Annotated in this window: 16 protein-coding genes; 11 read left to right on the forward strand and 5 right to left on the reverse strand. The window is 73.4% G+C overall.

Annotated elements, in window-relative coordinates; all coding sequences use genetic code 11:
- Positions 1–27: 27 nt before the first annotated feature.
- On the forward strand, positions 28–1,143 hold the full coding sequence (locus SOM08_RS21445) for a hypothetical protein (protein WP_322469707.1): 1,116 nt from the start codon (positions 28–30) through the stop codon (positions 1,141–1,143).
- 12 nt (positions 1,144–1,155) lie between these two features.
- On the opposite strand, the gene SOM08_RS21450 is transcribed toward SOM08_RS21445, so the two are convergent.
- Complete coding sequence (locus SOM08_RS21450; protein ID WP_322469708.1) at positions 1,156–2,538, reverse strand: FAD-containing oxidoreductase; 1,383 nt, start codon at positions 2,536–2,538, stop codon at positions 1,156–1,158.
- A gap of 207 nt (positions 2,539–2,745) precedes the next feature.
- On the opposite strand from SOM08_RS21450, the gene SOM08_RS21455 reads away from it, so the two are divergent.
- From SOM08_RS21455 to SOM08_RS21475, 5 genes are all read left to right on the forward strand, one after another.
- Entirely contained in the window at positions 2,746–3,249 is a 504-nt protein-coding gene (locus SOM08_RS21455; RefSeq protein WP_116959989.1) for a MarR family winged helix-turn-helix transcriptional regulator, read from the forward strand.
- Positions 3,246–4,679 (forward strand): efflux transporter outer membrane subunit, encoded by a 1,434-nt coding sequence (locus SOM08_RS21460; RefSeq protein ID WP_322469709.1) that lies wholly within the window; start codon positions 3,246–3,248, stop codon positions 4,677–4,679. Before SOM08_RS21455 ends, SOM08_RS21460 begins: the two co-directional genes overlap by 4 nt.
- A 22-nt stretch (positions 4,680–4,701) precedes the next feature.
- Complete coding sequence (locus SOM08_RS21465) at positions 4,702–5,934, forward strand: efflux RND transporter periplasmic adaptor subunit (protein ID WP_116959991.1); 1,233 nt, start codon at positions 4,702–4,704, stop codon at positions 5,932–5,934.
- Between the two features lie 2 nt (positions 5,935–5,936).
- On the forward strand, positions 5,937–7,550 hold the full coding sequence (locus SOM08_RS21470) for a DHA2 family efflux MFS transporter permease subunit (RefSeq protein WP_322469710.1): 1,614 nt from the start codon (positions 5,937–5,939) through the stop codon (positions 7,548–7,550).
- 120 nt (positions 7,551–7,670) lie between these two features.
- Positions 7,671–8,183, forward strand: coding sequence for an OsmC family protein (locus SOM08_RS21475; protein ID WP_116959992.1), 513 nt, complete (start codon positions 7,671–7,673; stop codon positions 8,181–8,183).
- Between the two features lie 10 nt (positions 8,184–8,193).
- On the opposite strand, the gene SOM08_RS21480 is transcribed toward SOM08_RS21475, so the two are convergent.
- The gene (locus SOM08_RS21480) at positions 8,194–8,454 is read right to left on the reverse strand and encodes a DUF2789 domain-containing protein (protein WP_116959993.1); all 261 of its coding nucleotides are present in this window, start codon (positions 8,452–8,454) and stop codon (positions 8,194–8,196) included.
- Between the two features lie 173 nt (positions 8,455–8,627).
- On the opposite strand from SOM08_RS21480, the gene SOM08_RS21485 reads away from it, so the two are divergent.
- The gene (locus SOM08_RS21485; RefSeq protein WP_322469711.1) at positions 8,628–9,509 is read left to right on the forward strand and encodes an alpha/beta hydrolase; all 882 of its coding nucleotides are present in this window, start codon (positions 8,628–8,630) and stop codon (positions 9,507–9,509) included.
- Between the two features lie 15 nt (positions 9,510–9,524).
- Here the strand turns inward: SOM08_RS21485 and SOM08_RS21490 are convergent, their stop codons facing one another.
- The gene (locus tag SOM08_RS21490) at positions 9,525–10,580 is read right to left on the reverse strand and encodes an AraC family transcriptional regulator (RefSeq protein WP_322469712.1); all 1,056 of its coding nucleotides are present in this window, start codon (positions 10,578–10,580) and stop codon (positions 9,525–9,527) included.
- A 127-nt stretch (positions 10,581–10,707) separates the two neighbouring features.
- Between SOM08_RS21490 and SOM08_RS21495 the strand changes: the two genes are divergently transcribed.
- Both SOM08_RS21495 and SOM08_RS21500 read left to right on the forward strand, forming a co-directional pair.
- Positions 10,708–11,019, forward strand: a complete 312-nt coding sequence (locus SOM08_RS21495) for a cupin (RefSeq protein ID WP_116959996.1) — start codon at positions 10,708–10,710, stop codon at positions 11,017–11,019.
- 37 nt (positions 11,020–11,056) lie between these two features.
- A complete protein-coding gene (locus tag SOM08_RS21500; protein ID WP_116959997.1) occupies positions 11,057–11,557 on the forward strand; it encodes a TspO/MBR family protein in 501 nt (166 codons plus the stop codon).
- 18 nt (positions 11,558–11,575) lie between these two features.
- On the opposite strand, the gene SOM08_RS21505 is transcribed toward SOM08_RS21500, so the two are convergent.
- Positions 11,576–12,076: a CreA family protein gene (locus tag SOM08_RS21505; protein ID WP_245981032.1), complete on the reverse strand. Its 501-nt coding sequence runs from the start codon at positions 12,074–12,076 to the stop codon at positions 11,576–11,578.
- A gap of 122 nt (positions 12,077–12,198) precedes the next feature.
- Between SOM08_RS21505 and SOM08_RS21510 the strand changes: the two genes are divergently transcribed.
- Positions 12,199–13,389 carry an alpha-hydroxy acid oxidase gene (locus SOM08_RS21510; protein WP_322469713.1) on the forward strand — a complete coding sequence of 397 codons (1,191 nt, stop codon included), beginning with the start codon at positions 12,199–12,201 and terminating at the stop codon, positions 13,387–13,389.
- 33 nt (positions 13,390–13,422) lie between these two features.
- Here the strand turns inward: SOM08_RS21510 and SOM08_RS21515 are convergent, their stop codons facing one another.
- The gene (locus tag SOM08_RS21515; protein ID WP_322469714.1) at positions 13,423–14,226 is read right to left on the reverse strand and encodes a helix-turn-helix transcriptional regulator; all 804 of its coding nucleotides are present in this window, start codon (positions 14,224–14,226) and stop codon (positions 13,423–13,425) included.
- Positions 14,227–14,394: 168 nt separating this feature from the next.
- On the opposite strand from SOM08_RS21515, the gene iaaH reads away from it, so the two are divergent.
- The gene (gene iaaH, locus SOM08_RS21520) at positions 14,395–15,804 is read left to right on the forward strand and encodes an indoleacetamide hydrolase (RefSeq protein ID WP_322469715.1); all 1,410 of its coding nucleotides are present in this window, start codon (positions 14,395–14,397) and stop codon (positions 15,802–15,804) included.
- The last annotated feature ends 25 nt before the right edge of the window (positions 15,805–15,829 follow it).

Consider the following 15,829-nt stretch of genomic DNA (forward strand, 5'->3'; position numbering starts at 1 on the left):
TCGTTCTTGGGGAATCCCCTAGCTGCCATGACCACCACCCCCGCCTTTCTCCACGGACGGCCGCCATTCCGCCAGCCCCTCAACGCCGCCGGCACCTTCACGCCCGTGGGCGTGTCGCGCGCCTCGCCCGCGGTGGCCGAGGCCACGGCCTGGGCCTTGCAGCGTTTCCTGGTCATCGACGAATGGCAAGACCTGGCCTCGCGCGAGCTTGCCGCGTTCAGCGGCGCGGCGGCAGGCACGGTGGTGCACTGCGCGGCGGCGGGCCTGACGCTGAGCGTGGCGGCGGCCATGGCGGGCACGGACCCGCAGCGCATCGCGCAACTGCCCGACAGCGAGGGCCTGCGCCGCGTGGTGGTGGTGCCCGCGCCGCACCTGATCGACTACGGCCACCCGCTGGCCACCGACATCCGCCTGGCCGGCGGCACGGTGCGCGCCTGCGGCCGGCCCGAGCGCTGCACGGGTGACGACTTGCTGCCCGCGCTGGCGGCGCCCGAGGTGGGCTGCCTGCTGCTGGTGTCCTCGCGCCTCACGCGCGACCCGGCGTTCGACTTCGCCGCCGCGGCCGAGGCCGCGCGCGCGGCCGGCGTGCCCGTGGTCATCGACGGCGCCGCGCAGGACCTGCGCGTGCGCGAGCTGGTGGCGCTGCAGCCGGCCGCCGTGGTGCTGAGCGCGCAGAAGTACCTGGCCGCGCCGACGGCGGGCCTGGTGGTGGGCGAGGCCGGTTTCATCGAGGCGGTGCGCGCGCAGCAAAAGGGCATCGGCCGCGCCATGAAGCCGAGCAAGGAAGCCTTGGTGGGCGTGCTCGCGGCCTTGCACGAGCGGCGCGCGCTGGACCTGGGCGCCTGGTCGCGCGAGCAGGAAGCCAAGGTGCGCCAGGCGGTGGACGCCCTGGGCGGCCTGGCCGGCGTGCAGGCCCTGCGCGTGCCCGACCCGCTGGGCGCGCCCGTCCCCCGCGTGCGGCTGCGCTTCGCGGGCGGCGCCGAGGCGGCGCGCCGCGCCGCGCAGGCGCTGCGGCGGCAGGACCCGCCGGTCTGGGTGATGGAACACGGCGTGGCCGAGGGCGTGCTCACCCTGGAGCTGATCGCCCTGCGCGCGGACGAGGTGGACGCCCTGACCGGGGCGCTGCGCCGCGGCCTGGCCTGAGGCCCCGGGCGCTCAGTCCTTCACCGGCTGCAGCGCCTGCAGCAGCGTCGGCAGCAGCTCCGACACCGTGGGGTGAATCGGCATCGAACGGATGAGGCCGTCCACCGGCTGCTTCAGGCTCATCAGGTCCAGCAGGCCGTGCACGGCCTCGTCGCAGCGGTAGCCCAACAGGCTGGCGCCCAGCAGCTGGCGGGTCTGCGCGTCCACCACCGCCTTCATCAGGCCCTGCGTTTCGCCGGCCTCGCGCGCGCGGCCCACGCGGTGCATGGGCAGGGTGGCCCGCAGCAGCGGCCGCCCGCTCTCGCGCGCCTTCGCCTCGGCCAGGCCCACGCGGCCCAGCGGGGGGTCGGTGTAGAGCGCGTAGGCCTCGACCCGGTCCGACAGCCGGCGCGGGTCCTGGTCGAACAGGTTGGCCACCACCACCTCGTGGTCGTTCCAGGCGGTGTGCGTGAAGGCGCCTCGGCCATTGCATTCGCCCACCGCCCACACGCCTTCCGCGCTGGTGCGGCATTGCTCGTCCACGCGGATGTAACCGCGCGGGTCCGTCTCGATGCCGGCCACGCCAAGGTTCAGCCCCTCGGTGTTGGGCTGGCGCCCCACGGCCAGCAGCACGTGGCTGCCCACCAGGCGCGGCGGCCGGCGCTCGCAGCGCGCGCCCACCGCGATGCCGCTCTGGCGCGGCGCCAGCGCGATGCACTCCGCGCCCAGCTCGAAGCGCACGCCCTCGCGCTCCAGGATCTCCCGGATCGCCTGGGCCACGTCCTCGTCCTCGCGCGGCAGCAGGCGCGCGGACTTCTCCACCACCGTCACCTTGGCGCCGAAGCGGCGCATCACCTGCGCGAACTCCAGGCCGATGTAGCTGCCGCCGATGATCACCAGGTGCCGGGGCAGCGTGTCCAGCCGCAGGATGGAGTGGTTGTCCAGCGTGGGCACGCGGTCGATGCCGTCCAGCGGCGGGCGCGCGGCGCGCGCGCCGACGTTGAGGAAGATGCGCGGCGCCCGCAGCTCGCGCTCGCCCACGCGCAGGCGGCCGGGCGCCACGAAGCGGGCCTCGCCCAGGATCGCCTCGACCTTGTCCAGGCCCCGCATCCACTGCTCCACGCCCTCGCGCGACTGGGCCACCACCGCTTCCTTGCGCGCCATCACGCGCGCGAAGTCCACCCGCAGCCGGCCGGTGGCGAAGCCGAACTCCTCGCCGCGCCGCGCCAGGTGGATGGCGCGCGCGCTGGCCACCAGCGTCTTGGTGGGGATGCAGCCGTCGTTCACGCAGGTGCCGCCGAATTCGGCGCGCTCGATGACGGCGGTGCGCAGGCCTTCGCGGTGGCAGCGCGCGGCGATGGCCGGACCGGCCTGGCCGGCGCCGACGACGATGGCATCGAAGGTGTCGATGGGCATGGGCGTCTCCTGTGGCGGTGTTGAGGGCCTCCCCCGGCTGGCGTGGCGGCCGGCAAGGCGCGTGCCGGCCGCGCGCCAGCCATTAAGTAGCCGAGAAAGCCCCTGATCGCAAGGCCGTCATTGCCGCCCGCCGGCCGGAAAAACCCTGGTCACAGTGATTTAATGCCTGGTCAATAACTGCCTAGGCAGTTAAATTCCCGCCCTGCCATGACACACCCCTCCCCCTCCCCGGCCGGCGCCACGGCCTTCTACCACCCCGACACCCTGCGCCCGGACGACTCCGTGGGCCGGCTGATGCGGCAGATCCTCGTCGCCAGCGCGAACGAGGTGGAGCGCGAACTCGCCCCCCTGGGCCTGACCGAGGCCCAGTGGATGCCGCTGTTCAAGCTGCACATGGCCATGGCCAGCACCTCGTCCGAGCTGGCGCGCGAATGCCGCATCGACACCGGCGCTACCACGCGCATGATCGACCGGCTCGAAGAGAAGGGCTTCATCCAGCGCGAGCGCTCGGCCGCCGACCGCCGCGTGGTGAAGCTGGAGCTCACGCCCGAAGGGCGCGCCACCGCCGGACACATCCCCACCGCGCTGTGCAAGGTGCAGAACGAGCTGCTGGCCGGCTTCACGCGCGAGGAGTTCGACACGCTGAAGGCGCTGCTGCGGCGCATGCTGGCCAACGCCCAGGCGCTGGCGGCCACGAAGGAGCGCGCATGAACCGTGCTTTCAAGAGCCGCTGGCTGCTCGCGCCCCTGGCCGCCGCCGCGCTCGCGGGCTGCGCCAGCATGCAGGGCACCACGCCGTCCAGCGCGCAGCTGCGCGACGCCGCCTCGCTGGGCCTGAGCGAATCGCGCGCCGCCGCCGAGGTGGCGCCGGTGGAGCCCCAGTGGTGGCGCGCGCTCGGCGATCCGCAGCTCGACCGCCTGGTGGAGCAGGCCCTGCAGGGCAACCCGAACCTGCGCGTGGCGCAGGCGCGCGTGGCCCGGGCCATGGCCGCCGCCGACAGCGTCGACGCCACCAGCGGCCCGCAGCTCAATGGCCAGTTCGACGCCACGCACCAGCGCTTCACCGCCAAGGGCATGGTGCCCCCGCCGCTGGCCGGCAGCGTCGAGGACACCGCCACGCTGCAGCTCAACGGCTCCTGGGAAATCGACTTCTTCGGCAAGCACCGCGCCGCGCTCGACGCCGCCCTGGGCACGGCCCAGGCCGCGCAGGCCGAGGCCGCCGCCGCGCGCACGCTGCTGGCCACCAACGTGGTGCGCGGCTACGTGCAGCTGGCGCGCCTGCAGGACCAGTACGAACTGGCGCAGCGCGCGCTCGCGCAGCGCGAGGGCATGCTGGCCCTGGTCAGGCAGCGCGTGTCGGCCGGGCTGGACGGCGTGCTCGAACAGCGCCAGAGCGAGGGCGCCGTGCCCGAGGCGCGCCAACAGATCGAGGCCATCGGCGAGCAGATGCAGCTCACGCGCCACGCGTTGGCCGCGCTGAGCGGCCAGCCCACGCAGGACCCGGCGCCCCAGGCGCCGCGCCTGGCCGGCCTGCGCCCGCTGCCCGAGCCCCAAGCCATCCCCACCGACCTGCTCGGCCGCCGCCCCGACGTGGCCGCCGCGCGCTGGCGCGTACAGGCCTCGCGCGGCGAGGTGGACAGCGCGCGCGCGCAGTTCTATCCCAACATCAACCTGGTGGCCTATGTCGGCCTGTCCAGCATCGGGCTCGACCAGCTCTTCAGCGGCGGCGCCCGGCAGTGGGGCATCGGCCCGGCCGTGCGGCTGCCGATCTTCGACGGCGGGCGCCTGCGCGCCAACCTGAGCGGCAAGAACGCCGAGCTCGACACCGCCATCGAGAGCTACAACGCCGCCGTCATCGAGGCCGTGCACGAGGTGGCCGACCAGCTCGCCTCCGCGCGCTCGGTGGCCCTGCAACGCACCCAGCAGCAGCAGGCCCTGCAATCGGCCGAATCGGCCTATTCCATCGCCGAGCAGCGCTACCGCGCCGGCCTGTCCAACCACCTGCAGCTGCTGAGCGCCGAAACCGCCGTGCTGGCCCAGCGCCGCCTCGACGTCGACCTGCGCACGCGCGCCCTGCAGGCCCAGGTGAACCTGGCCCAGGCCCTGGGCGGCGGCTGGCGCGCGTCCACCGAACAACCCTGAAGCCCAACACCCCTCTTTCACCATGAGCACGAACACCGCAACGGCCCCGAACGCCCCCGCCGGCAACCCGCGCCGCAAGAAAGCCCTGCTCGCCATCGCCGCCGTGGTGGTGCTGGGCGGCCTGGCCGCCGGCGCCTACGAGTGGCTGATCGCCAGCCACTACGAAACCACCGACAACGCCTACGTGCAGGGCGACGTGGTGCAGATCACACCGCAGATCGGCGGCACCGTGCAGGCCATCCTGGCCGACGAGACCGACTTCGTGAAAGCCGGCCAGCCCCTGGTCAAACTCGACCCGGCCGACGCCACGCTGGCGCTCGAACAGGCCGAGGCGCAGCTCGCGCAGACCGTGCGCCAGGTGCGCAAGCTCTACGCCGACAACGGCGCCTTCGACGCCCAGGTGGCGGCACGCCAGGCCGACGTGGCCAAGGCCCGCAACGAGGTGGCGCGCGCCGGCGACGACCTGAACCGCCGCCAGTCGCTGGCTGGCAACGGCGCCGTCTCCAAGGAAGAGCTGCAGCACGCCGAGGCCCAGCTCGCGGCCGCGCGCAGCGTGCAGTCAGCCGCCGAGGCCGCCCTGGCCGCCGCGCGCGAACAGCTCGCCAGCAACCGCGCCATGACCGAGGGCACCTCGGTCGAGCAGCACCCGCAGGTGCAGACCGCCGCCGCCAAGGTGCGCGAGGCCTGGCTCGCCACCCAGCGCCTGACGCTGCCCGCGCCGGTGGACGGCTACGTCGCCAAGCGCACCGTGCAGCTCGGCCAGCGCGTGGCCGCCGGCACGCCGCTGATGGCCGTGGTGCCGCTGCAGCAGGTGTGGGTGGACGCGAACTTCAAGGAGGTGCAGCTGCGCCACATCCGCCTCGGCCAGCCCGTCGAGCTCACCGCCGACGTCTACGGCAAGGACGTGCGCTACACAGGCCAGGTGGTGGGCCTGGGCGTGGGCACCGGCTCCACCTTCGCCCTGCTGCCGGCGCAGAACGCCACTGGCAACTGGATCAAGGTGGTGCAGCGCGTGCCGGTGCGCATCGCGCTCGACCCCGGCCAGCTCGACCAGCACCCGCTGCGCGTGGGCCTGTCGATGGAAGCGACGGTGAACGTGCGCCAGCAGGACGGCAAGACCCTGGCCAGCGCGCCCACCGCCGCGCACGCCACCACCCAGGCCTTCGAGCACACCGGCGCCGACGCCGACGCGCTGGTGCGGCGCATCATCCAGGCCAACCTCGGCGCCTCCACCCTCGCCCAGCGCGCGCTCTGACCATGGCCGACACCGCCGCCGCGCCCGGCGCGGCCCCCGCGAAGCCGGGCACGCCGCCCGCGGGCGCGCACCCGCCGCTCGAGGGCAGCGCGCGCCTGTGGGGCACGCTGGCCATCTCGGCGGCCACGTTCATGAACGTGCTCGACACGTCCATCGCCAACGTCTCGCTGCCCGCCATCGCCGGCGACCTGGGCGTCAGCCCCAACCAGGGCACCTGGGTCATCACCAGCTTCGCGGTGGCCAACGCCATCGCCGTGCCACTCACCGGCTGGCTCACGCAACGCCTGGGGCAGGTGCGGCTGATGGTGGCCAGCGTGCTGCTGTTCGTTCTGGCCTCGCTGCTGTGCGGCCTGGCGCCCAACATGCCCACGCTGATCGCGTTCCGCGTGCTGCAGGGTTTCGTGGCCGGCCCCATGATCCCGCTGTCGCAGGCCCTGCTGCTGCAAAGCTACCCGCGTGCGCAGGCCGGCCGCGCCATGGCCGCCTGGGCCATGACCACGCTGGTGGCGCCGGTGATGGGCCCGCTGATGGGCGGCTGGATCACCGACAACATCGCCTGGCCCTGGATCTTCTACATCAACGTGCCGGTGGGCCTGCTGGCGGCCTTCTTCATCTGGCGCATCTACCACCGCCGCGAAAGCGTGGTGCGCAAGCTGCCCATCGACCGCATCGGCCTGGCGCTGCTCATCGTGTGGATCGCCGCCCTGCAGATGGTGCTGGACCTGGGCAAGGAGCACGACTGGTTCGCCTCGCCGCTGATCGTGGGCCTGGCGCTCACGGCCATCGTCGGCTTCGCCTTCTTCATCGCCTGGGAGCTGACCGACGAACACCCGGTGGTGGACCTGAAGCTGTTCAAGGGCCGCAACTTCTGGGCCGGCACCATGGCCGTGTCGGTGGCCTACGGGCTGTTCTTCGGCAACGTCGTGCTGCTGCCGCTGTGGCTGCAGCAGTTCATGGGCTACACCGCCACCGACGCCGGCATGGTGACCGCGCCCGTGGGCCTGCTGGCCATCGTGCTCTCGCCCTTCGTGGGCCGCACCATCGCGAAGGTGGACGCGCGCCGCTACGTGACCTTCTCCTTCGCCGTGTTCGCGGTGGTGATGCTGATGCGCTCGCACTTCTCCACGCAGGCGGACTTCAACACCATCCTCATCCCCACCATCGTGCAGGGCGTGGCGGTGGCCTTCTTCTTCATTCCGCTGAACACGCTCACGCTCTCGGGCCTCACGCCCGACCGCATCCCGGCCGCGGCGGGCCTGTCGAACTTCGTGCGCATCACCTTCGGCGCGGTGGGCACCTCGGTGGCCACCACGGTGTGGGAAAGCCGCGCCGCCCTGCACCATGCGCACCTGGCCGAGGCCATCAACCACGGCAGCCCGGCCGCGCAGGCGGCGCTGGCCGGCCTGGCCAATGGCGGCATGACGCAGCCGCAGGCCCTGGCCGCCATCGACCGGCTGCTGCAGCAACAGGCCTTCACCATGGCCGCCAACGACATCTTCTGGCTGTCGTCCATGCTGTTCCTGGCGCTGATCCCCCTGGTGTGGCTGACGCGCGTGCCCCGGCGCGACGGCGCGCCCTCGGCGGCCGCGGCGGAAGCGGCGGCGGGCGCGCACTGAGCGCGGGCGAGGCCATGCGCCGGCAAGCGGGCTTGGCCCGCCCGCCGCTTGCTGCCATCATCCGGGCCGGCTCTCCCCGCACGTTCCCCAACCGGCCGCCGCGCCGCCAGGAGTGGACCCATGAGCGCAGCACACATCCGCCAGTCCGTGGAACAGCTCGCGAAGCACTTCGCGGACCGCCCGCAGGACGCGCTGTCCCAGGACAAACCGGCCGTGGCCACGCTCGAGTCGGGCCTGCGCTGCAAGGCCGTGGGCCCCAAGGGTGAAACGCTCATCACCGACATGCCGGCGCCCATCGGCGGCGGCGGCAGCGCGCCCACGCCAGGCTGGTACCTGCGGGCCGCGCTCGCGAACTGCGACGCCACCATGATCGCCCTGCGCGCGGCCCAGCTCGGCATCGAGCTGGACCAGCTGGAAGTGACCGTGGGCAGCCGCTCGGACAACCGCGGCCTGCTCGGCGCCGAGGGCGTGGCGGCGGGGCCGCTGGACGTGATGCTCAGCGTGCGCATCGCCGCGCCGGGCGTGCCCGAGGCCACGCTGCGCGAGCTGGTGCACTGGGCCGAGGCCCACTCGCCGGTGGGCGATGCGCTGCGGCGGGCCCTGAACGTGAAGGCCGCTATCCAGGTGGGCTGAGCGGCGCGCCTCAGCCGCGCTCGGCCCGGCGCTGGACAGCGTCTTCGTGCAGCGCTTCGTTCAGCTGGTCCACCACCAGGGCCCAGGGTGCGTCGGCCTTGATCTGTTCGCTCAGGAACTGGCGCTGGGCCTCGTTCCAGTACGGCGCGTCGCACAGGGCCACATCCGCCGCCAGCTGGTGGGCCTGGATGAAGCCCGCGATCTCCCGCTCGCCGGCGTCGAGCCCCAGCTGCAGGAACAGGTTGGTCATCCGGGGGGTGGTCTCGTCCATCGGCAATCTCCTGAGCGCTTGAATGGGGGGATTGTCGGGCACCGCCGGGCCCCGGCCGTGTAGGCCAAGGCCGCGCCTTGTCGTCTCGCGTCAAGGGTCTGGCGCCCGAGGTCATCGCCGGGCGGGCCGCCGCGCCTCACACTGGGGCCCTCCAGACACACACCGAGATCGACATGCTTTCCCGCAGCACCCTGGCCCCGACGATGGACGCCCCGGCGGCGAGCGCCGACCCCACGCGGCCCACCCGCTTTCTCGACACCGAAGGTGGGCGCCTGGCCTATGACGACACCGGTGGCGCGGGCCCCGTGGTGGTCTGCGTGCCCGGCATGGGCGACCTGCGCGGCGAGTACCGCGCGCTGCGCCCCGCCCTGGTGGCCGCGGGCTGCCGCGTGCTCACCCTGGACGTGCGCGGCTTCGGCGAATCCTCCGCCGACTGGTCCGAGCTGTCGGCCCGCGCCGTCGGCCGCGACGTGGTGCGGCTCATCGAGCACCTGCAGGTCGATGCGGCGATCGTGCTGGGCAACTCCTTCGCGGCCGGTGCCGCGCTGTGGGCCGCGCGGCAGGCGCCGCAACGCGTGGACGGCGTGGTGCTGCTCGGCCCCATCGTGCGCGATGCGCCGCCGAATCCGCTGATGCGGGCCGTGCTGCGCATCGGCTTCGCCGGACCCTGGCGCGTGGCCTTCTGGATGGCCTACTGGAACAGCCTGTTCCCGCTGCGCCGCCCGCCAGACCATGCCGAAGCCCAGGCGGCCCTGCGCCGCAACCTGCGCGAACCCGGCCGCATGGACGCGCTGCGCGCCATGGTGGCCCTGTCCAAGGCCGACACCGAGGCGATGCTGCCCAGCAGCCGCGTGCCCGCCCTGGTGGTGATGGGCACACGCGACCCCGACTTCGCCGACGCCACGGCCGAGGCGCGCTGGCTTGCCCAGGGCATCGGCGCCGAGCTGATGCTCGTCGAGGGCGCGGGGCACTACCCGCACCTGGAATGCGCCGCCCAGGTCGCCCCGCGCGTGCTGGACTTCGTGCGCGCCCGCCTGGCCGCGCGCGCCCGCTGAGCCATGCGCGGGCCCTCAGCGTCGCCGCGGGCCTTCCCGCCGCGCCGCGGCCGGCGTCATGCCGGTCCATCGCTTGAATGCCCGGTGGAACGGGCTGGGCTCGGCATAGCCCAGCAGGTAGGCCACCTCGCCCAAGGCCAGGCGATGGTCGGCCAGGTAACGCCAGGCCAGCTCATGCCGGACCCGGTCTACCAGTTCGGAAAACCGCGTGCCCTGCGCCTCGAGTTGCCGCTGCAGGCCGCGCTCGCTGGTGTGCAGGGCGCGCGCGATCTCGCCCAGGCTGGGCGGCCCGTTGGCGATTCGCTCGCCGATCAGTTGGCCCACCTGCGCCACCACGCCGCCGTCCATACCGCCGGGCGCGCGCTCGGCCAGCAGGCGATCGGCGTGCGCCGTGACGATGCGCGAGAGGCCCGGGTCCGCGTCGGGCAGCGGCCGGCGCAGCAGGGCGGTGTCGAAGACCAGCGTCGACACCGGTGCGCCGAACCGGGGCGTCACGCCGAACGCCTGCACATAGGGCCGCGCATCGATCGGCGCCGCGTGCGCCACCTCCACCGCCAGCGCGCCCACGCGCTGGCCGAGCATCTGCGAGGCCACGACCGGCAGCGAGGCCAGGGTGAAGTCACCGGCCTGCCAGCCCGGCACCTGGCCCGGCGCGGCAAAGCCGTGCTCCACCGCCACGCGCGTGCCCTCGTCGATCACGCGAAAGCTCGCCAGGTCATGCACCAGGCGGTTGTAGCGCGCCAGGCGGTTGTAGCGCGCCAGGCGCTGCAGGGCGCTCAGCAGGTCCGGGGCGGTGCGCACGGCGTAGTCGAGCGCGTCGAAGGCGCCAGGGCGGATGCGCGTGGCCGCCCACAGACCAAAGCAGGCATCGCCCGCCAGTTCGGCCGCCGTGTCCCACAGCGCGTTCTCCTGCGCGAGCGGGATGCGCGCGTCGGCATCGCGCAGCACGGCCGGATCGAAGCCCGTGCGCGCCTGCAGCACAGGCAGCTCCACCCCGCGCGCCTGCGCGGCGTCCAGGATGAATCCGCCGATGCGGGCCAGAACGGTGGGCGGGTGCGGTGGCGTGGGCATGGACCCCGCAGTGTCGAACAATTTCTCCCATCACCCCGGCGGGGCGCTCGGACAAATCGCCCCGGTCTGTGGCCGGCGGACAGGCTCCGCCAGAATCCGCCCCTGGCGCCTGAAGGAGCAGCCCCACATGAAGATCGTCCGCGCAAGAGAATTCCGCGCCGAGCGCGCCTGGGGCGCGCTTGACATCGCCTGCATGAACGGCATCACCACCCGCCTGCACTGGACGGACCAGCCCTACCGCTGGCACGTCAACGACGGGCAGGAGGTCTTCGCCGTGCTCGATGGCGTGGTGGACATGCACTACCGCGTCGATGGCGCCGAATCCGTGGCGGTGCTGGAGACGGGCGACGTGTTCTTCGCCGACGTGGGCTGCGAGCACGTGGCGCATCCGCGCGGCGCCGCGCGCATCCTGGTGGTGGAACACGCCGGCTCGGTGTGAGCCCCCAAAGCCGGCACGCCGATTGCCCCCAACCCCCATGAACACCACCGCCCCGGATACCGGCTCCCGCCTGCCCAGCCTGGCCTTCTGGCTGCTGCTGACCCTGGCGGCGGGCGGCGTCGGCGCCATCGCCTCGGCCAGCGCGCCGGCCTTCTACCTCAGCCTGGATCGCCCCGCCTGGGCGCCACCGCCCTGGCTGTTCGGTCCGGTCTGGACGCTGCTCTACGTCCTGATGGGCTTGTCGGCCTGGCTGGTGTGGCGCGCACGCCGCCTTGACGCGGGCGCGACGCCCTACGTGCTGTTCTTCGCCCAGCTCGTCGCCAACGCGGCGTGGACCTGGCTCTTCTTCGGCTGGCGGCAAGGCCAGTGGGCCTTCATCGAGATCCTGCTCCTCGTCGCGCTCATCGTCGCCACCATGACGGTCTTCGCGCGCATCCGGCCGCTGGCGGCCGTGCTGCTGACGCCTTACCTGGCCTGGGTCTGTTTCGCCGCCGCGCTCAGCTTCTCGGTCTGGCAGCGCAACCCGGGCCTGCTGTAGCGGCGCGCGGGACCGCGCTCAGCGCAGCGGAATCGCCGTGCCGCGGTCCACCGCCACCACCGCCACCGAGTTCTGGGGCGAGCCCTCGATCAGGCGGTCCGAGTAGGTGAGGTACACCAGCGAGTGCCGCTTCGGGTCCACCATGCGCACGATGCGCAGGCGCTTGAAGACCAGGCTGGTTCGCTCGCTGAAGATTTCTTCCTGCGCCTTGATCGGCTTGGGAATGGCGATCGGCCCGACCTGTCGGCAGGCGATGGAGGCCTCGGACTTGTCCTCGGCCAGGCCCAGGGCGCCGCTGATGCCGCCCGTGCGGGCGCGCGAGATGTAGCAGGTCACGCCCTGGACGCCGGGGTCGTCGTGCGCCTCGACCACGATCTTGTGGTCGGGGCCGATGAACTTGAACACGGTGTCGACGGAGCCGATCTCGTCGGCCGCGGCGGCGGTGGCGAGTGGCGCGAGAAGGAGCAGCAGAACAAGGCGTCGCACGCGGGGCTTTCGCAGGGTGGGGGTGCGCCGCATTGTGCGCCGTGCCCATGGCCCGCGTCGATGTGCAACAGCTGAGCCATCGATACGGCGGCGCGCGGCGGCTCCGTACCATCGCGCCGCCGGCCGACTGGGCCCGGGATTCGAGGAGAACAAGAATGAGCTGGTTGCGCATGGACGATGTCCGCGAGCGCGCGCGGCGCTACCTGCCGCGCTTCGTTGCCGATTACGTGGACGGCGGCGCCGAGGACGAGCGCTGCCTGGACCACAACGCCCGCGACCTGGCCGCGCTGCGCCTGGTGCCCCACTGCCTGCGCGACACCCGCGCCGTCGACACCTCGGTGGAGGTCTTCGGGCGCACCTGGAAGCGCCCGCTGGGCGTGGCGCCGGTGGGCTTCAACGGCCTGGTGCGGCCGAATGGCGACGTGCTGCTGGCGCGCGCCGCGGCCTCGCAGGGCCTGCCCTTCGTGCTGTCCACCGCCTCCAACGCGCGCCTGGAGACGGTGCGCGCCGCCGCGCCCGAGGCCGCGCAGTGGATGCAGCTGTACGTGATGTCCGACCGCGCCATCGCCGAACAGATCGTGCGCCGCGCCGCCGCCGCCGGCTTCGAGGCCTTGGTGCTCACCGTCGACGTGCCCGTGAGCGGGATGCGCGAGCGCGACGTGCGCAACGGCTTCAAGCTGCCTTTTCGCCCCGGCCCGCGCACGCTGTGGGACCTGGCCAGCCACCCGCGCTGGTCCCTGGGCATGGCGCGCCACGGCGCGCCGGGCTTCGTCAACCTGTCGGAAAGCACCGGCGGCGCCGCGTCGGCCCAGGTGCAGGCGGCCCTGCTGGCGCGCGCCATGGACCGCAGCCTGGTGTGGGACAGCCTGGCCTGGCTGCGCCGCCTCTGGCAGGGGCCGCTGCTGATCAAGGGCGTGCTGCACCGGGACGACGCGGCGCGCGCCGCGCGCGAGGGCGTGGACGGCCTCATCGTCTCCAACCACGGCGGGCGCCAGCTGGACGCGGCGCCCTCCACCATCTCGGTGCTGCCGGGCATCGTGCAGGCCGTCGACGGCCGCCTGCCGGTGTTCGTGGACAGCGGGTTCCGTCGCGGCAGCGACGCGGTGAAGGCCTTGTCGCTGGGCGCGCGCGGCGTGTTCGTGGGCCGCCCCGCCGTGTGGGGCCTGGCCGCCGACGGCGAGGCCGGCGCGGCGCGCTCACTGGACCTGATCGGCACCGAGATCGAACGCACGCTGACCCTGATGGGCGCCGCCTCGCTGCGGGACCTGGGCCCCGCCAACCTCAGCCTCCCCTGGAATCCGTCCCCCTTCCAGGCCCTCTGCCCTGGACCCACCCCCGACATGTGATACCTGGGTTGGCCAACAAAAGGAAACCCGCGCTCAGCGCGGCTCCCAGCCCGCGTGCGCGAGCGGGTCGCCGTCCAGCAGGCACTGCACCCGCGCGGCCAGGCCGGCGCGGTTGTCGGCCTGCAGCTTGCGAAAGGCGTTGCCCAGGTGGTAACGCACCGTGGGGAACTGCACCTTGAGCTGGCGCGCGATCTCCTTGTCGGGGCAGCCGCTGCTCACCAGCCAGGCCACCTCCGCCTCGCGCCGGCTCAGCTGCGCGGGCTGGCGCATCAGGCGTTCGATCTGGTCGGCCAGGCGCGGCGCCGGCTCCTCGGGTGCCTCGACGCGCGTGCGCGCCAGCGCGGCCGTCACCGCCGGCTCCACCAGCCGCAGCGCCTCGATCTCGTGGCTGGTGAAATTGCCGCGGTCCTTGTGGCGCCAGATGCGGAAATCGCCCACGCAGGTGTCGCCCGCGTGGAAGTACACGTTCACGCCCCAATGCATGCGGTCGCGCTGCAGGAAGTCGTTGAAGAACTCCGTGCGCGAGAGCTCGGACTGCGGCATCACCTGCGTGGCCACCGTGGGGCGGCGCCGCTGCATCATGGGCTGGGTCAGCGGGTCGATGAAGCGGTAGTAGTCGTCCCAGGAGCGCAGGTGCTCCAGCGACATGTTCAAGGCCTTGGCGCGCTCGAAGCGGCGCATGCCGGTGTTCCAGGCCATGGAGACGTAGGTGTCGGCGTTCAGCAGCGACAGCATGGGCAGCGCCAGCTGCTCGCGCAGCAGGTCGGCGTCCGTGGCTTCGGCCGCGAGGCACATCACCTGGGACAGGGCTTTGGTCTGGGACGAGGACAGGAACATGGCGCGCGCTCATGCAAGAAGCATGCGCAAGCCTAGCGGCGCCCGGGGCCGGCGTCATCGTGGTTGACCCGAGGGTCGGCCCGCCCACCGACCCGCCGGCCTAGCAATCCTGTTAGGTGCGGCCCGCGGCGGTGCCACGTAGCCTCGGGCCATCGTTGGAGAGTAGGCATGGAACCCATCGGTCAATCCCTGGACGCGCTGCGGCGCGCGCTCGACGCCCGCGAACTGTCGAGCCGCGAGCTGGCGCAGGCCTGCATCGCGCGCACACAGGCCACGCGCGCCCTGAACATCTACGTGGACTTCGACGAGGCCGCGCTGCTGGCGCAGGCCGACGCGGCGGACCGGCGGCTGCGCGCGGGCGAGCGCCTGCCGCTGCTCGGCATCCCCGTGGCGCTGAAGGACAACATCGACGCCCTGGGCTTCGCCTGCGGCGCCGGCACGCGCGCGCTGCACGGCCAGCACCCGCGCCAGGACGCCGCGCTGGTGGCGCGCCTGCGCGGAGCCGGCGCGCTCATCGCCGGCAAGGTCGGCATGCACGAGCTGGCCTTCGGCATCACCAACAACAACGCCGTCACGCAGGCGGTGCACAACCCGCGCGACCCGTCCCGCATCCCCGGCGGCAGCAGCGGCGGCAGCGGCGCGGCGGTGGCGGCGGGCGTGGTGCCGGCGGCCATCGGCACCGACACCGGCGGCTCGGTGCGGGTGCCGGCCGCGCTGTGCGGCGTGGCCGGCCTGCGGCCCACGGTGGGCCGCGTGCCCGGCCAGGGCCTGGCACCGATCTCCAGCACGCGCGACACCGCCGGGCCGCTGGCGCTGAACATCCGCGACTGCGCCACGCTGGACGCGGTGCTCACCGGCACCGACCCCGGGCTGGTGCCCACGCCACTGCGCGGCCTGCGCCTGGGCGTGCCGCGCGAGCGCTTCTGGGACGACCTGCAGCCCGCCGTGCGGGCCTGCGCCGAGCAGGCCCTGCAGGCCCTGGCCGAGGCCGGCGTGGAGCTGGTCGACGTGGCCCTGCCCGGCCTCGGCGAAGCCAATGACGCGGCCGGCTTCCCCATCGCCCTGTACGAATTCGTGCGCGACATGCGCGCCTACCTGGAGACCACGCAGCGCGGCGTGGGCCTGGAGGCGCTGGTGGCCGCCATCGCCAGCCCCGACGTGGCGGCGGCCTGCCAGCCGCTGCTGGCCGGCGGCGCCATCCCACCCGCGCTGTACGAACAGGCGCTGGCCTCGCGCCGGCGCCTGCAGTCCCTCTACGCCGAGGCCTGGCGCGCCGCGCGCGTGCAGGCCCTGGTGTTCCCCACCACGCCGCGCACCGCCGCCCCCATCGGCGAGGACGAGACCGTCGAACTCAACGGCCAGCGCCTGCCGACCTTCCCCACTTTCATCCGCAACACCGACCCCGGCAGCAACGCCAGCCTGCCCGGCGTGACGCTGCCGATCGGCTTCGACGGCCGCCTGCCCATCGGCCTGGCGCTGGACGCGCCCATCGGCGCGGACCGCGCGCTGCTGGCGATCGCGGCGTCGGTCGAGGACCTGTTCCCGCCAGCGCGCCCCATCGCGTCCCCGGCGCCCTGAACGCCCGGGCGCTTCCCCACCCCAC

Origin of the sequence: Hydrogenophaga sp. SNF1 (assembly GCF_034421675.1) — a bacterium.
In the GTDB taxonomy this organism is placed as follows: domain Bacteria; phylum Pseudomonadota; class Gammaproteobacteria; order Burkholderiales; family Burkholderiaceae_C; genus Hydrogenophaga; species Hydrogenophaga borbori.

Excerpts from the sequence above, each read along its gene's own strand:
- SOM08_RS21505 (WP_245981032.1), bottom strand. The coding sequence starts at position 12,076 with ATGCGGCGCACCCCCACCCTGCGAAAGCCCCGCGTGCGACGCCTTGTT.
- SOM08_RS21495 (WP_116959996.1), top strand. The coding sequence starts at position 10,708 with ATGAAGATCGTCCGCGCAAGAGAATTCCGCGCCGAGCGCGCCTGGGGC.
- SOM08_RS21480 (WP_116959993.1), bottom strand. The coding sequence starts at position 8,454 with ATGGACGAGACCACCCCCCGGATGACCAACCTGTTCCTGCAGCTGGGG.
- SOM08_RS21485 (WP_322469711.1), top strand. The coding sequence starts at position 8,628 with ATGCTTTCCCGCAGCACCCTGGCCCCGACGATGGACGCCCCGGCGGCG.
- SOM08_RS21450 (WP_322469708.1), bottom strand. The coding sequence starts at position 2,538 with ATGCCCATCGACACCTTCGATGCCATCGTCGTCGGCGCCGGCCAGGCC.
- SOM08_RS21465 (WP_116959991.1), top strand. The coding sequence starts at position 4,702 with ATGAGCACGAACACCGCAACGGCCCCGAACGCCCCCGCCGGCAACCCG.
- SOM08_RS21510 (WP_322469713.1), top strand. The coding sequence starts at position 12,199 with ATGAGCTGGTTGCGCATGGACGATGTCCGCGAGCGCGCGCGGCGCTAC.
- SOM08_RS21455 (WP_116959989.1), top strand. The coding sequence starts at position 2,746 with ATGACACACCCCTCCCCCTCCCCGGCCGGCGCCACGGCCTTCTACCAC.
- SOM08_RS21445 (WP_322469707.1), top strand. The coding sequence starts at position 28 with ATGACCACCACCCCCGCCTTTCTCCACGGACGGCCGCCATTCCGCCAG.
- SOM08_RS21460 (WP_322469709.1), top strand. The coding sequence starts at position 3,246 with ATGAACCGTGCTTTCAAGAGCCGCTGGCTGCTCGCGCCCCTGGCCGCC.
- SOM08_RS21515 (WP_322469714.1), bottom strand. The coding sequence starts at position 14,226 with ATGTTCCTGTCCTCGTCCCAGACCAAAGCCCTGTCCCAGGTGATGTGC.
- SOM08_RS21475 (WP_116959992.1), top strand. The coding sequence starts at position 7,671 with ATGAGCGCAGCACACATCCGCCAGTCCGTGGAACAGCTCGCGAAGCAC.
- SOM08_RS21470 (WP_322469710.1), top strand. The coding sequence starts at position 5,937 with ATGGCCGACACCGCCGCCGCGCCCGGCGCGGCCCCCGCGAAGCCGGGC.
- iaaH (WP_322469715.1), top strand. The coding sequence starts at position 14,395 with ATGGAACCCATCGGTCAATCCCTGGACGCGCTGCGGCGCGCGCTCGAC.
- SOM08_RS21490 (WP_322469712.1), bottom strand. The coding sequence starts at position 10,580 with ATGCCCACGCCACCGCACCCGCCCACCGTTCTGGCCCGCATCGGCGGA.
- SOM08_RS21500 (WP_116959997.1), top strand. The coding sequence starts at position 11,057 with ATGAACACCACCGCCCCGGATACCGGCTCCCGCCTGCCCAGCCTGGCC.